This window comes from Marispirochaeta aestuarii (genome assembly GCF_002087085.1).
GTDB classification, from domain to species: domain Bacteria; phylum Spirochaetota; class Spirochaetia; order JC444; family Marispirochaetaceae; genus Marispirochaeta; species Marispirochaeta aestuarii.
On sequence record NZ_MWQY01000009.1, the window covers coordinates 122105 to 137127 of the forward strand.

The 15023-nt window shown below is 54.3% G+C and carries 14 protein-coding genes; 7 read left to right on the forward strand and 7 right to left on the reverse strand.

The window, feature by feature from the left end; all coding sequences use genetic code 11:
- Nucleotides 1–12: 12 nt before the first annotated feature.
- The 6 genes from B4O97_RS09525 to B4O97_RS09550 form a co-directional block, all read right to left on the reverse strand.
- Complete coding sequence (locus tag B4O97_RS09525; protein ID WP_083050357.1) at nucleotides 13–1296, reverse strand: FAD-dependent oxidoreductase; 1284 nt, start codon at nucleotides 1294–1296, stop codon at nucleotides 13–15.
- Nucleotides 1296–2612, reverse strand: a complete 1317-nt coding sequence (locus B4O97_RS09530; RefSeq protein ID WP_083050358.1) for a radical SAM/SPASM domain-containing protein — start codon at nucleotides 2610–2612, stop codon at nucleotides 1296–1298. Before B4O97_RS09530 ends, B4O97_RS09525 begins: the two co-directional genes overlap by 1 nt.
- Nucleotides 2613–2817: 205 nt before the next feature.
- Nucleotides 2818–3495, reverse strand: a complete 678-nt coding sequence (locus B4O97_RS09535) for a methyltransferase domain-containing protein (protein WP_083050360.1) — start codon at nucleotides 3493–3495, stop codon at nucleotides 2818–2820.
- A gap of 37 nt (nucleotides 3496–3532) precedes the next feature.
- Nucleotides 3533–3973 (reverse strand): MarR family transcriptional regulator, encoded by a 441-nt coding sequence (locus B4O97_RS09540; RefSeq protein ID WP_083050361.1) that lies wholly within the window; start codon nucleotides 3971–3973, stop codon nucleotides 3533–3535.
- Between the two features lie 80 nt (nucleotides 3974–4053).
- A complete protein-coding gene (locus tag B4O97_RS09545; protein ID WP_083050363.1) occupies nucleotides 4054–4563 on the reverse strand; it encodes a 3-isopropylmalate dehydratase small subunit in 510 nt (169 codons plus the stop codon).
- Nucleotides 4560–5834: a 3-isopropylmalate dehydratase large subunit gene (locus B4O97_RS09550; RefSeq protein ID WP_083050365.1), complete on the reverse strand. Its 1275-nt coding sequence runs from the start codon at nucleotides 5832–5834 to the stop codon at nucleotides 4560–4562. Before B4O97_RS09550 ends, B4O97_RS09545 begins: the two co-directional genes overlap by 4 nt.
- 142 nt (nucleotides 5835–5976) lie before the next feature.
- On the opposite strand from B4O97_RS09550, the gene ald reads away from it, so the two are divergent.
- Entirely contained in the window at nucleotides 5977–7086 is a 1110-nt protein-coding gene (ald, locus tag B4O97_RS09555; protein ID WP_083050366.1) for an alanine dehydrogenase, read from the forward strand.
- An 86-nt stretch (nucleotides 7087–7172) separates the two neighbouring features.
- Here the strand turns inward: ald and B4O97_RS09560 are convergent, their stop codons facing one another.
- The gene (locus tag B4O97_RS09560; protein WP_198947049.1) at nucleotides 7173–8153 is read right to left on the reverse strand and encodes a tripartite tricarboxylate transporter substrate binding protein; all 981 of its coding nucleotides are present in this window, start codon (nucleotides 8151–8153) and stop codon (nucleotides 7173–7175) included.
- Between the two features lie 183 nt (nucleotides 8154–8336).
- Between B4O97_RS09560 and B4O97_RS09565 the strand changes: the two genes are divergently transcribed.
- The 6 genes from B4O97_RS09565 (at nucleotide 8337) to B4O97_RS09590 (ending at nucleotide 15009) form a co-directional block, all read left to right on the forward strand.
- Nucleotides 8337–10343, forward strand: coding sequence for a sigma 54-interacting transcriptional regulator (locus B4O97_RS09565; protein ID WP_158084235.1), 2007 nt, complete (start codon nucleotides 8337–8339; stop codon nucleotides 10341–10343).
- Nucleotides 10344–10434: 91 nt separating this feature from the next.
- Nucleotides 10435–10959: a tripartite tricarboxylate transporter TctB family protein gene (locus B4O97_RS09570; protein ID WP_083050369.1), complete on the forward strand. Its 525-nt coding sequence runs from the start codon at nucleotides 10435–10437 to the stop codon at nucleotides 10957–10959.
- A 12-nt stretch (nucleotides 10960–10971) separates the two neighbouring features.
- A complete protein-coding gene (locus B4O97_RS09575) occupies nucleotides 10972–12492 on the forward strand; it encodes a tripartite tricarboxylate transporter permease (RefSeq protein ID WP_083050371.1) in 1521 nt (506 codons plus the stop codon).
- Nucleotides 12493–12621: 129 nt separating this feature from the next.
- Nucleotides 12622–13059 (forward strand): GatB/YqeY domain-containing protein, encoded by a 438-nt coding sequence (locus tag B4O97_RS09580; protein ID WP_083050373.1) that lies wholly within the window; start codon nucleotides 12622–12624, stop codon nucleotides 13057–13059.
- A gap of 111 nt (nucleotides 13060–13170) precedes the next feature.
- Nucleotides 13171–13896 carry a GntR family transcriptional regulator gene (locus B4O97_RS09585; RefSeq protein WP_083050374.1) on the forward strand — a complete coding sequence of 242 codons (726 nt, stop codon included), beginning with the start codon at nucleotides 13171–13173 and terminating at the stop codon, nucleotides 13894–13896.
- 24 nt (nucleotides 13897–13920) lie between these two features.
- Entirely contained in the window at nucleotides 13921–15009 is a 1089-nt protein-coding gene (locus tag B4O97_RS09590) for a zinc-dependent alcohol dehydrogenase (protein WP_083050376.1), read from the forward strand.
- Nucleotides 15010–15023: the final 14 nt, after the last annotated feature.

The window sequence follows — 15023 nt, forward strand, 5'->3', positions numbered from 1 at the left end:
AGGCCTCCCTGCTTATTCCATCTCTTTGGTAACCGCAATGGCTGCTATTGTGCCGTCGGAAACCGCGGTGGTTATCTGCCGGTAGCGTTTGGATTTAACGTCTCCCGCAGCGAAAACCCCGGGAAGGTTTGTACGCATCTCCTCGTCGGTCTGCAGGTACCCCCACTGGTCCAGTTTCAGCCGGTCGTCGAACATCTCTATATTGGGCATAAAGCCTACGAAAACAAAAATTCCGTTGGTCCGGACCTCCCTGCGCTCCCCGGTCTTGAGATCTTCCACAACGACTCCCATATCCATGCTGCCGTACTTCCTGAACTCCCTCGGTTCATGCTCGAACAGGAACTCGATTGCCGGATCGGCAAAGGCCTTCTCCTGAGCCTCCCTGTTGGCCTGCAAATGGTCGAACTGGTGTACCACGGTGATCTTTTTGGCGAATTTGCTGATAAACAGGCTCTCTTCGATGGCGGAGTTGCCGCCCCCGATAACCACAACCTCTTTATCCTGGAAATACTTGGCGTCGCAGGTGGCGCAGTAGGAGATACCGTTTCCGGCGTATTCCTGCTCTCCGGGAACACCCAGGGGCCGCGGCCGGGAGCCGGTGGCAATGACCAGCTTCCGGGCTTTGATGGTCTCGTAGCCGTCTATTTTGAGACACCTGCAGTCCAGATCCACGTAGTCGATCTCCACTGCCGCCCGGAACTCGACACCGTTGGCTTTAGCCTGCTCACTCATATAATGGGAAAGCATGTAGCCGTTCTGAGCCTCCACAAAGCCCGGGTAGTTGGAAACCTGGTGGGTAGTGGCAACGTAGCCGCCGGGAAGGGCTATATCCACGAGGATGGTCTTTAACCTGGCCTGGGCGAGATAAACACCTGCGGTAAGACCCGCGGGGCCGCCGCCGAGGACGACCACGTCCGTTTCGGTGGTCTTCTCTTCAATCTTAGCGCGGATCTCTTTTACCTTTTCCTCCGGCAGCAGGGCGTCGAGGTTCCGCATGATGTCGGACCGCTTGATTCCCCCCGCAAGCCTGTCTCCAACGATCTCCCCGTCTTTATAAAAAAGCAGAGTGGGTGATCCGGTAACATCCAGCTTCTTTGCGAGTTCACGGTTTTCCTGACGGAATATCTTTACAAAAGCCACATCGTCCCCATACAGCTCGCTTAAGGGTTCGAATTTGGTAGCCAGCGCCTCACAGGGAGGGCATTCCGTGGAATAAAAGTCCAGTACCGCCAGCGGTTTGTTCAGTACCGCCGCCTCATACTGGTCCTGATTGATCTCTGTAATTTTTCCAGCCATTATTTGTCTCCTGGTATAGTAAAATAGAGGGGTATTCCCATGCTCAGCAGCTTGTCCGTGGGCCGGCAATCCGGTGACAGAATTTTACCCTTTGTGTTTTTCGCCACTGCGGCACAGCCGCCGCCGCAGGTAAGCTGCAGATTGCAGTTCGCACATTCGGGAATGGAGGTGACGTCCCGGTCTTCCCACTCCTCTATGGCCTCGTCCCTCCGGGATATTTCCGGATAAAAAGTTCCCAGTTCCTCTCCCTTTTTACCCACCGTGGCCGTACAGGCGTAGACCTTTCCGGTATAGTCCAGGGCCCATTCGGTCTTGGTCCCGGGACAGGAGTCAAAGAGGGGGTCCGGCAGTTCTCCGTGTTCAAAAAGGAATTTGGTCACCGAATACGCGGGCCGATGGAACTCCAGAAACTCTGGGTTCTCTTTTATCAGCGCATAGAGTTCCTCATACAGGCTGATCCGGGAGTAGAGCTTCTTCTGATCGATCTGACAGGTATGAAGTTCGTAATTTCTGCCGAGCTGGGTCTTGAAGAGAGGATTCCCTGTCCATCCCCGTGCGATGGCGAACCGGGCGAGCTCCGGCAGATGGGGCAGATTCTCCCTGTCCACAACTGCCCGCAGGTTGATCGGGATTCCCGCCGCCAGAGCCGCGTCGATCCCCCGGACGATCCGGTCAAAGGTGGCACCGCCTCCATGCAGGGGACGCCGTCTGTCATGGACCACCCCCACCCCGTCGAGGGTAACCTGGACCTCCCGGATACTAGCTGAGGATAAAAGGGGAATATAGTTCTCCAGCTCATACCCGTTGGTCACAACCGCTACGCTCAGCTTACGATCCGCCGCCTTTGTCAGGATTCTCTCCAGCACATTCCGGGAAGCTGAGGAAGGGAGGAGGGGCTCGCCGCCGAAAACAGTTATGTACTTTTTTCGTCCCGCCAGTTCCGTATCGAGCCAGCGGAAAAAAGCATCGGTAAGCTCCGGATTACGGCTGTCGTTCGCGTGGTCATAACTCTCCTGGTAACAGTAGGAGCAGGCAAAGTTGCAGGCATAGGTGGGGACAAAGAAAACCTGAACCTCCTCCGCTTCCCTGGCTTCGATAAAAGAGAGGTAAGCATTGCGATAACGCCTGTTTTCTTCCCCTTCATCAGACAGGTAACCCTTTTCAATGAACTCCGTCGGATCCGCGATGTTTCCCTTTTCATACTCCCGGGCCAGTTCCGGGGAAAGGATATCCGCCTGCTTTGACAGGGGATTCAGCAGGATATAATTATCCGAGTCCTTCAGTTTCCTGAAGATGTTATGTTTCGAGCGGGTCATTTTCTCTTCCTGAGCTTTGTAATCTAAAGTTCCCGGGGGAGTACTCCCCCGGGATGCAGGTCCTAATCGTGGCAGCCCGCGACAATCTTTGAGGTCTTGGCGCAGCACTGGGCTACGGCCTGACCGGAAGAAGGAGTCTTCTTCACCAGGGAAAGCATTTTTTTCTTCATGCCTGTCTCCTTATCTCCTCTTCAATTATATAGTATCAGCTTTTCTTTCCGGGCTTGTATCCCCGGATAGTCCAGCTGGATACTTCAATTTCTCCCTTGGGGTAGGGAGCGCTCTCTTCCAGAACGCTGATTTCGGCGAAGCCGGCGTTCTGAAGATGCATAAGGTATTCATCACGGGTTACGGAACCCGCCCAGCATTCCGCGACCGCCTCCGGGTCGTTACGGTATTTTTCCGGGACCGGCGCGGTACTGTAAATGTCGCTCACCACAAAACGTCCACCGGGCTTGAGTATGCGGAATACCTCGTTCCAGACCTTCTGTTTGTCCTCGGCATGATTGATGGTGCAGTTGCTGATAACCAGATCAACCGTTGCATCATCGAGCTTCAGGTGTTCCAGGTCGGTTTTAATTACCTGTCCGTTGCTGATGCCGAATTTCTCCAGGTTGCGTTCAGCTTTGCGGATCATACCATCGGATATATCGATTCCGATAACCCGCCCGCCCGTACCTGTCTCTTCCGCGAGGCGTATCAGGTCGAGACCCCGGCCGCTGCCCAGATCGACGCAGGTCTCTCCAGGGGCAGCTGCCGCATGGTTGATGGCACCTCCACAGGAGAGACAGCAGGATGTTTCTGCCAGCTCACTGTATCGTACATTTATACTGCTGACCGTGCTTTGCGACTGTGCAGTGCAGCAGGATTGTGTTTCCGTCATATCATCTCCCTGTATAGTTCTCTTTGAAGTCCGGGTATCATACAACCTGCAGCAGAAGTTTCATGCCCTGTCGAACCTGTTCGATCTGCCTGGTGTCAAGCTTTTCAAGGAAATCACGTTCGCAGGTGTCCTTTATCCGGCTGAGATCCTTCAGATGCTCCTTCCCTGCAGAGGAAAGTCGTATTATTGAGCTGCGCCGGTCATCGGCATCCTGTTCCGAAACGAGCAGTCCCCGGTCAAGAAGGCCTCCGATAATACGGCTTCCTCTGGATGTTGAGACCCCGAGCCTCATGGACAGCTCCTTTGAGCTCATGCTGATATTATTCAGCAGGAAAATCGTCATGACCTCCCGGGGGGAAAGTCCGTATCTGCTGCCGATTTTTTCCTCGATATTACAGCGGTTTTTGAAGTCTATTACGAGATCGATAAGTCGTTCAGGTTGTTTAAGCGCTTCGTTGCCCACAGCAATTGTTGCCATGAGCAACTAATATCAGTTATATAACTTTTTGTCAATATGGTTTTTTTATTATATTATTCCTCAAAGGCAAAGGCTGCCAATCAACGTGTCTTCCCCCGGGTCTTATCAAGAAATATCGCCTTTATGCCCCCCTTGTCGAGGATATTCATGGCGTAGGAGGAGAGCTTCTCCCCTTCAAGGACTTTTCCAGTCCGGGAATTAGTAACGGTCCCCTGTTCCAGATCGATTTTTAGTGTGTCTCCGCTTTCCACCCGGGAGGAAATTCCCTTGCACACCAGAAGCGGCAGGGCCAGGTTGATGGCGTTGCGGTAAAAGATGCGGGCAAAGGACTCGGCCACCACCGCCGCAACGCCGGCATGCTTCAGTGCTATGGCTGCGTGCTCCCGGCTCGAGCCGCAGCCGAAGTTTGTACCCGCAACGACGATGTCCCCGGGCTGAAGCTTTGAGGCGAAGGAGGGATCAGCCCCCTCAAGGCAGTGCCGGGCTATCTCGTCAGGTTCCACCAGCTCGAGGTACTGTCCCGGGTAGATCTGGTCCGTGTCTATGTTTTTTCCAAAGAGGTGGGCTTTTCCTGTGTATCCGGTCTTCATACTGATGCTCCTTGAGGGGTGTCGAGGTATTTGCCGGGATCCGCCAGGCTGCCTTCCAGGGCGGAGGCGGCCACCAGGGCCGGGGAACCAAGGTAGATCTCTGCTTCCGGGCTTCCCATGCGTCCCGGGAAATTTCTGTTCGTGGAGGAGACGCAGACTTCTCCCCTGGCCAGGATTCCCGCATGAGTCCCCAGGCAGGGGCCGCAGCCGGGGGCGTTGAAGGTTGCACCGGCTTCGATCAGGGTCTGTACGTAGCCCTTTTCCATGGCTTTTTTGTATACCTCCATGGAGGCTGGAATTACGACCATCCGCGTGGCAGGGGCTATTTTCCTTCCCTTTACCACCTGTGCCGCAGCCTCCAGGTCCTCCAGACGTCCGCCGGTACAGGAACCGATGAATGCCTGGTCCACCTTCACCGGGGAAACCTCCGAAAAAGGAAACACATTGTCCACACTGTGGGGACAGGCAAGCTGGGGCTCCAGGGAGGATACATCGAAGAAGTGCTCCCCGGCGTAGGTGTAGCCCGGATCGGTCTCGTCCAGGATGTAATCAGTCCCGAAACGCTCTTCCACGTAATCCAGCACGGCCCGGTTGGGCTTCATCCAGGCGGTCTTGGCTCCCATTTCCACCGCCATATTGCAGACGGCCATCCGCTCCGATACCCCCAGGCCTTCCACGTACTCCCCGCAGAACTCCACCGCCTGGTAGACCGCCGCATCCGCCTTGAGCTTTCCGATGATGTGAAGAATCACATCCTTGGCATAGACCCCGGTCCGGGGCTTGCCGGTAATCTCGATTTTTATTACTTCCGGGACCCTGAACCAGAGTTCCCCGGATATCAGCACCGTGGCAGCGTCGGTTGCCCCGATTCCGGTACCGAAGGCCCCGAAGGCCCCGTGGGTAGTTGTATGGGAATCCGTGGCCACCAGGATCATACCCGGACGGATCAGCCCAGCCTCGGGCATAACCTGATGACAGACCCCTGCATTGATATCAAAGTGATGGGTAAGGCCCTGTTCCCTGGCGAAGTCCCGCATCTCCTTGTGGATCTGGGCGGTGCGTATCGTCGGGGCCGGGGAATAATGGTCAAATACAAAAGATATCTTCGTCGGGTCCCAGACCTTTGTGCCTCCCATCTCGTAAAAGGAACGGACCACCTGAAGGTACAAATCGTTGAGTTCGATAAAATCAACCGAGCAGTTCAGGATCTCCCCGGGTGTAACGGAATCGACCCCCGCCGCCCGGGCGAGCATCTTTTCTACTGCGTGCACTGAAATCTCCTTATTCTATAATATCAGGGACAGTATAGCAGAGAAAATACCGGGAGGGGGATCGATCTTCAGCTAGAAAAACAGCGGTTTTTTGCTGACTCCCATGGTATAAAGATAGAGTAGTCAACCCAGGGAGGTACCCATGATACTAGGCTGTCCAAAGGAAATAAAAAAGCAGGAATACCGGGTGGGACTGACGCCCCACTGCGTTTCCGCCTATTCCCGGCGGGGACACAAGGTTCTGGTTCAGAAAGGAGCCGGGGAAGGTTCCGGTTTCGAGGACCAGGAATACGCGGAAGCGGGAGCCAGACTCGTGGAGACAGCCGCGGAAGCCTGGGCCGCCGATATGGTGGTCAAGGTAAAGGAACCCCTGCCGGAGGAGTATCGGTTCTTCCGCAGAGACCTGATTCTCTATACCTATCTGCACCTGGCTGCGGCGGAGGAATTGACCCGGGAGATGCTCGAAACGAAGGTAAAAGGTATCGCCTATGAAACAATCCAGACCGATGACGGGCACCTGCCCTGTCTTACACCCATGAGCGAGATCGCAGGACGACTGAGCGTACAGGAGGGGGCCAAGTACCTGGAAAAGACCTTCGGAGGCCGGGGTGTTCTGCTGGGAGGGGTCCCTGGAGTCGAACGCGGAAAGGTGGCCATCCTCGGCGGCGGTGTCGTCGGCATGAACGCCTGTAAAATCGCCGTAGGCATGGGAGCGGAGGTAACCATCCTGGATATCAGCACAGCCCGGCTGGCCTACATGGACGATATATTCCAGACGCAGATAACAACCCTGGTTTCCAGTGAACGGAATATTGAAAAGATCGCCCGGGAGAGCGATGTGATTATAGGGGCAGTCCTGATTCCCGGAGCAAAAGCACCGCGGCTGATCCGGAGGGAACACCTCAAGCTGATGAAAAAAGGCGCCGTGCTGGTGGATGTCGCCGTGGACCAGGGGGGCTGCTTCGAAACAACCAGGGCCACCTATCATGATGACCCGGTCTATCTTGTGGATAATGTAATCCATTACTGCGTGGCAAATATGCCCGGTGCCGTCGCCCGCACATCCACCCTGGCCCTGACAAACGCCACCCTGAACCATGGCCTGCTCCTTGCCGACAGGGGGGTGGAAGCCGCCTGCGCGGAATCAGCCCCTTTACGAAGGGGTCTGAACACCCTCGACGGCAGATGCACCCACCGGGGTGTGGCGGAGGCCTTCGGCATCGCCTACACCGATCCCGCAACACTGCTATAGAGTCGAAATTCATTACCCGGGGAATAAAAAAAAGCCCCCGATGCATCCTTCAGGATGCAGTCGGGGGCTGAGGATACAATTTTTCCCTATTTGCCCATGATAGACTTGTACATCGCTTCCTGCTTGCTCAGGAAGTCGAAGGTGTCGTCAGGAGTCATATAGGTGGCGGTTACCAGCAGAGTCTTTTTGGCCTCGGCGGCGTAGTCGGGGTTGTTGACCACGTTTTTCAGGGCTGCGGTAAAGGTCTCTACGATGCTGTCCGGGGTCTCCTTGGGAAAAGCATAGTAGAAGAATTTTGTAAAGGAGACGTCATAGCCCATTTCCTTGAAGGTGGGAACATCGGGGAAAGATGGATTCCTCTTATCGGACATAACGCCCAGGGCATGAAAGTCGCCGCTTTTGATATAGTCGGAGACAAGACCGTACTGGGTACCGATAATATCAATCTGGTTACCAAGAAGTGCCGCAGTCTTGGCAGCAGCACCGCCGACGTCGACGATATTCAGCTTTACACCGGCGGCCTGCTGGTATGCCAGCAGATGCAGGTGAGTGAAGGAACCTACCTCGGTTGCAAAGGAGATACTCTCGGGGTTCTTCTTTGATGCTTCTGTAATGTCCCTCATGTCCTTGTAGGGAGCCTTTGCGCTTCCAACAAAAGCATTGGTTTCGTCGAGAACAGCGAGTCCGCCGAGTTTGTAGTCCTGGAAGGAGTAGTCAACAAGGCCGAGAAGCTTGTTCAGCAGAAGTCCGGGATGGAAGAAGAGAATGGTGTTGCCGTCGGGTTTGGCATCCAGTACTCTCCGGCTCCCCAGGGAACCGCCGGCTCCGCCGACATTCACAACAACCACCGGCTGTCCGAGTTCCTTTTCAAGGTACTTTGCGAGAATACGGCTGTTGACATCGGTGTCGCCGCCGGGACCTGCAGGAACGATTACTTCGATAGGCCTGGTGGGCCACTCAGCGGATTTCGCAGCTGCCTGCCCGCCCTGTTCAGCCTCACCGTTGGCGAACATCAGGGGCGCCGCCAGCGCAGTTATCAATAAAACAATCAGTAGGCGTTTCATCATGAAACCTCCCTTTGTGGTGATGATACAAATACAGAAGCAGGAATCGTGCCAGTCCTTCCCCCGGGGAATTCGGCTGATTTGTAGTAATTTTATGTTTCACGGATTGTTTCTAAGTGTTACATCATGTTACACTCTGAACAGCCAATGAAACACAACGATGATTCTTTCGAGGAATATACGAGGATGAGTAAACACGAAAGGGATCACAGAGAAGGATCCTCTGAGCTGGCAGTCCGCTTGATCCTGATTGCCCCTTTCAAGTCATTTGCCGATCGTTTTGAAGCCACGTTTCATGAGCATAATGCCAGGCACGTGAGCGCCCCCTATGAAATTTACAAGTACGACCTGAATACCCTTATCGCCGAAGGAGCCGAAGAGATAAAATCCATAGACCTGGATTGCGATGTGGTTATTGCCCGGGGTTTTACCGCCGCGGATCTTGCAAGCCGCAATACCTATATTCCTGTTGTCGAGGTTGCCGTGGAGGCAACGGATATCCTCGACAGGATGGTAGAGGCCCGCCGTCTTTTTCCTGACAGCAAGATCGCCGTTGTAGGGTCCTCCAACATGGTGATGGGGATCGAACGGATATCCACCTTAAGCGGAATCGAAGCCCGGGCTTTTACCTGTGAGGACAGGGAGGAGATCGAGAAAATCGTACATAATCTGGCCCGCAGCAATTACGGGGTCGTAATAGGCGGGGTACGGACCATTGACTATGCACGCAACATGGGGATGGAAGCTCTGCTGCTGGAATCCAGCAGAGAGGCTATGTGGCATGCCATTACCCAGGCAAAAAAGTACGCCTATATAAACCGCAAGGAACGGGAGCGCCGGCACAGTCTTTCCACGGTGCTGAACCAGACGAATGAGGGCATCATATTCCTGAACAGAGAACACAAAATCGACGTTTTTAATATGGCCGCCTCTCGTATTCTCGGGATACAGTCGAACAGAGCCCTGGGAAAACGAATCGACCAGATCCTTCCCAGCCCCCAGTTCACCGGCTTTCTGAGCAACTCCAAGGTTCAGAAGGACGAGATCATCGAGCTGAGCAAAGCCCGCCTCGCCATAAGCAAGAGTCCCGTCTACATACTGGGGGACCGAATCGGTACGGTAATTACATTTCAGGATGAAACCCACATCCAGCATCTCGAGAGCCGGGTCAGGGTCCATCAGCACGCCCATGGTCATGTGGCCAGACACACCTTTGATGATATTCTGGGCACAAGCCAGCCCATACGATCCGCGGTCAGGATGGCAAAGCAGTACAGTCAGGTGGATTCTAACGTCATAATCACCGGACAGACCGGTACGGGAAAGGAGATTTTTGCCCAGAGTATTCACAACCACAGTTCCCGCAGGGACGGCCCCTTCGTGGCCGTCAACTGCGCTGCCCTGCCGGAATCTCTTCTGGAGAGCGAACTCTTCGGATACGTTGAAGGGGCCTTCACCGGCGCGGCGAAGGGGGGCAAGGCGGGTCTGTTTGAACTGGCCCACCGGGGAACGATTTTTCTGGATGAGATTTCCGAGATGCCCCCCCTGCTCCAGGGACACCTGCTGCGGGTTGTTCAGGAAAAAGAGATACGGCGGCTGGGTCACGACCGGGTTATTCCCATCGACGTCCGGATAATCGCCGCTGCAAACCGCGATCTTGCAAGCCTGGTCAAGGCCGGCCAGTTCCGGAGCGATCTGTACTACCGTCTGCACATACTGCACCTTCATCTTCCGACCCTGGACGAACGCAAAGACGACATACCTCTCATGGTGGAACACTGGGTGCGCTGGTACTCACGGGAGTTCGGTTTTTACGACGTGCGGGTTACCGAAGAAGCCAGACATGCCCTGGCAGCTTATTCATGGCCCGGAAATCTTCGTCAACTCATGGGAGTATGCGAACAGCTTGTGGTGCTGCATCAGAAAGATACCATCGATGCAGAAAGCGTGCATGCAGTAATGGGGGGAGATCATGGTGCCGGCATGAACAAGATTGCGCCGGATCCCGAGTCGATTGCTCCATCGGATATACGCGGATTCAAACCTGTCCTGCCCCAGGATAAGGAACACTTCGAGCGGGAAAAAATCCTGTCCGTACTCCAGCTTTGCGCCAACAATCGCACCCTGGCGGCACGCATGCTGGGAGTAAGCCGCACTACCCTCTGGAGGCATATGCAGAAGCTCGAGATCTGACGCAGCCGGTGTTGTGCAGATCCTTTGGCATGGATATTGCATCTCTTGATGACGTATCAATTCTATTGACAACCGCAAGGAGGTTTTCTTAATGCTGGATTTCTTTCGTAAAAACAGGGATACCGCCCTGGGACTGATGTTCATCCTGCTGTCCATCGGGGTCTACATCGCGTCCTTTTCCATACGGGAGGTGGTGGACATCTCGGTGGGTCCGCGGTTTGTTCCACGCCTGGTGGCTGTCGCAATGGCGATACTGGGTGCAGTTCTGATTGTGCAGAATATTATCATACGCCGAAAAATAGCAGAAAAGGTCGGGGAAGAACTGGCCGTGGAAGCTGTAACCGAGGATCCGGATACCACCCCGGTGGACCAGATAGATCAGCGCGCGGTTCTTGGAACCATCCTGCTCCTTATTCTGTACGTATCCCTGATCTGGACCTTCGGCTTTGTCCCGATGACCATACTGTACCTGTTTTTCCAGTTCTGGGTACTTACCCCGAAGGACAAGCGTCGCTGGTGGCTCCTGATTCTGATCGCGGTGCTTGTTCCCCTGGGGATAAACTATCTGTTCGTTAACTGGTTCAGGCTGATGCTGCCTTCCGGAATGATCTGGTAGAGGAGATTGAATATGCTGACCATGATTCTTAACGGTTTCAACGAAGTTCTCGCCCTGCAGCCGATGCTGCTGATCATTGGCGGTGTCGCCACGGGTATTATTTTCGGCGCGATTCCCGGTCTGACCGCTACCATGGCGGTTGCCCTCTGTCTGCCCCTTACCTTCGGCATGACCCCGATTTCCGGAATGTCCCTGCTTGTAGGGCTCTACATCGGAGGCGTCTCCGGAGGATTGATTTCCGCCATTCTCATCAACATTCCGGGGACCCCGTCCTCCATATCAACCACCTTCGACGGTGCCCCCATGGCACAGCGGGGACTGGCGGGCAAGGCTCTCGGCGCCGGAATGCTTTACTCCTTCCTGGGGGGACTCTTCAGTATTATCATACTCACCTTTGTATCCCCGCCTCTGGCCCGCTTTGCCCTGCGATTCGGTCCCTTTGAATACTTCGCCATCGCAATCTTTTCTCTTACCATGATTGCAACGGTAAGTGCCGGTTCCCTTATCAAGGGACTCCTGAGCGGTATGGTCGGAGTTCTACTTGCCACCGTCGGGGTGGCGCCCATCGACGCTTTTCCGCGCTTCACCTTCGGGCTGTATGAACTGTCCGGAGGGTTTAACCTGCTGCCGGTTCTGATCGGTCTCTTCGCCATATCAGAAATCCTGAAAACTGCGGAGACGGCTATCAATCCCGATATAAAGGTGATTCAGAAGTACAAGGTCAAGGGCTTCGGCCTGTCCATGAAGGAGTTCCTGGGTCAGACAAAGAATTTTTTCCGTTCCAGTCTGATCGGTACAGGAATCGGTATTCTGCCGGGCATCGGCGGAGGAACCGCAAATATTATAGCCTATATCTCCGCCAAGAAGGCCTCGAAGCACCCGGAAAAGTTCGGGACCGGGGTTCTGGACGGCGTGGTGGCCTCCGAATCCGCCAATAACGCCGCTGTCGGGGGTGCACTGATCCCCCTGATCACCCTGGGTATTCCCGGCGATACCGTAACCGCCATGCTCCTGGGCGGTCTGATGATCCACGGTCTTGCTCCGGGGCCCATGCTTTTTGTCACCAGCGGCAACGTCGTGTACGGTATTTTCGTCGCCCTCTTCATAGCCAATATAATCATGCTGGCCATGGAGTTCTACGGCATGCGTATTTTCGTGCGCCTCCTGGATATACCCAAGTACTACCTGCTTCCGGTAATCATGGCCCTCTGTGTTGTCGGGGCCTACGGCTTGAACAACCGGGTCTTTGATGTCTGGTCCCTGGTCTTCTTCGGCCTCCTGGGATACGGGCTCCTGAAAACCGGTTTTCCTTTGCCCCCGGTCATTCTGGGCTTCATTCTCGGACCCATCGCGGAGACCAATCTGCGCCGGGGATTGATGCTTTCAAAGGGAGATTTTACCCCTTTTCTGACACGACCCATAGCGGCGATCTTTCTTGGAATCACCGTAATTTCCATTGCCCTGTCCATTTACAATGAACAGCGCCGGGCCAGGCAGCGAATTGAAGAAGCTGCTCAGGAACTGCAGGAATAACAGTTCAGGGCCTGTATTGATCGAGGGTAGAGAATTCCCCCCGGAAATCTCTACCCATTTTAGTCCCGACGCCAGCCTTCACAGATATCCGCAAATCGTGAATAATACCTCTGTATCGGAGGTAAAAAGATGCCAACTGTCCAGGAATACCAGAAGCAGCGGATGCTTATACGAAAAAGCGACCCCAGGCGGGCCGACGTGCTCGGTCTGATCCTCGATACCGCCAAAAAGGCGGCAAAGGAAGAAAACCGGGAAACCACTGAGGCCGATTTTATCGCAGCAGTGAAGAAGCAGATCAAGGCCATGGAAAAGACCGTGGAACTGGTGCAGGCAAACAATGGAGATACCAGCAGCCAGGTAGCTGAAATCGCCATAATGCGGGAGTATCTTCCTCCCATGATGAGCGAAAAGGAGCTGAACGCCGCAATTGACAGGATCCTGGCGGAATTCCCGGAAGAGGAACGGATTAAAAAGAACCAGGGAAAGTTCATGGGCAGACTTAAAGTCCTGGGAGATTCCGTCGACATGGGAATGGCAGCCAGGATTCTGTCTGGAAAACTCGGCTGATTCATTACATGAAGAGATACCGGTTTTTTTCTTCGTTTTTTTTAAATTTCATATTTAAAATTCTTCAATTATAAAGTAGAATATATACTCAGAAATACGGCGGAATTAGACATGAGTTCACTAGATCAGAAAATTTTTCAGAAATTCGAAAAAGCCAGCCGGGCGGATACCATATACGAAATCATCAAGGACGGCATCCTGCAGGGGGTATGGAAGCCCGGGGACAAGATCGATGACCAGGAACTGGCAAAGAGACTCGGGGTAAGCCGACTTTCGGTACGGGAAGCCCTGTCAAAATTTGTGGAAAACCTCATTATCGAAAAGCAGCACTGGAAAGGATACCAGGTACGTCAGCTCCAGTGGGAAGAGATCGAAGGGGTTATGGAGATCCGGGTAGCCCTTGAGAGCATTGCAATTGAGCATGTTGCACGGAATGTAACTCCAGAGCTCATTATAGAGCTGGAAGGAGCACTGGACCAGGCAGTCCGGGATATGGAAGCGGATGATCATGCAGCTTTCAGAGTCTCAGACTACACCTTTCATGAAATACTTCATCGGGAATGCGGTAACATCTGGATAACCAATATTATCAGCAATATCCGGGTCCTTATCGAGATAATCCGACAGATCTCCCAGGAGGAACATTTCCGGGATGTAGCTGCAGCGAGTATTGCCGAGCACAGGGCCGTACTGGACTGTCTCAGAAATGGGGACACCCGGGCTGCGGCAGAAACCCTGCGTCAGCATTTCCAGAAACACACCGAACGCGTACGGTCCGAGTATAAACAGCCTGAGACCGCTGAGCACACTGAGGATTACGCAGCGTCAGAAAAATAATAGTCTGGAAATAAGGAGTACTTGATGAGCAGCATGAAGGGTCTCGTTACCTACCCTGATGGCGAGATCAAACTTACAGAGGTTCCCGTACCCCGGATCGGGGATAATATCTTTGCCCCCCGGGACGTACTGTGCGAAGTAGAATACTGCGGTATATGCGGAAGCGACATTCATAAGTGGCTTGCCGAGGACAAGGGAGACATAAAGTATCCGCCCAACTCGGTTGTAAGCGGTCATGAGATTGTCTCTGTCGTGAAAGAGGTGGGAAGCGGGGTCACCCGCTTCAAACCCGGGGACCGGGTGGTCCACGAGATCGTAACCTTCTACTGCGGAGAATGCCCCGCCTGCCTCGAAGGCCGCTACAATATATGCAACACCATTCCCCCCATGCAGGGACGGGCCCACTTTATGACCGGGGGCGGTTTCGCAAGGTATGTTGTCTGGCCGGAACAGCAGCTCCACAGGCTTCCGGATTCAGTGGGCAGCAGGGAGGCTGTACTGATGGAACCCACCGCCGGCAGTATTCACAGCGTTATTACCCGCATGGGCATCAAGGCCGGGGAATCCGTTGCCATCCTGGGACCGGGAGCCAGAGGACTTCTGATGATGCAGGTCTGTAAAGCCATCGGTGCAGGTCCCATTATCATGACCGGCCTTACCCGGGACGAACCCTTCCGGCTGGCCATGGCGAAAAAGATGGGAGCCGACCGGGTCGTCAATGTGGAAAAAGAGGACATCCGGGAGGTGATCAGAGAGATGACCGGCGGGATCGGGGTCGACGCGGTACTGGAAAATACCGGGTCAGTGGAACCGATCGCCGAATCTCTGGATATCGTACGCAAGGGCGGCAAGGTTCTCTGGGCGGGAGGCGGAATCCGCGGCGGCATTGTTGCCCCGGTGGATACCTACAAGATCATTGTCAAGGAGATCGATGTAAAGGGAGAGATCTCGCAGATTCCCTACGACTGGAAAACAGCGATTCATCTGGTATCCACGGGAAAGATTGAACTTGCTCCCCTGGTTACCCACGATTTTATCCTGGACGACTGGCGAAAGGGTTTTGACCTGGCGGCTACCAGTGCAGAGTGCCTGCGGGTCGCCCTGAAACCCTGAAATCCCGGGAGAGC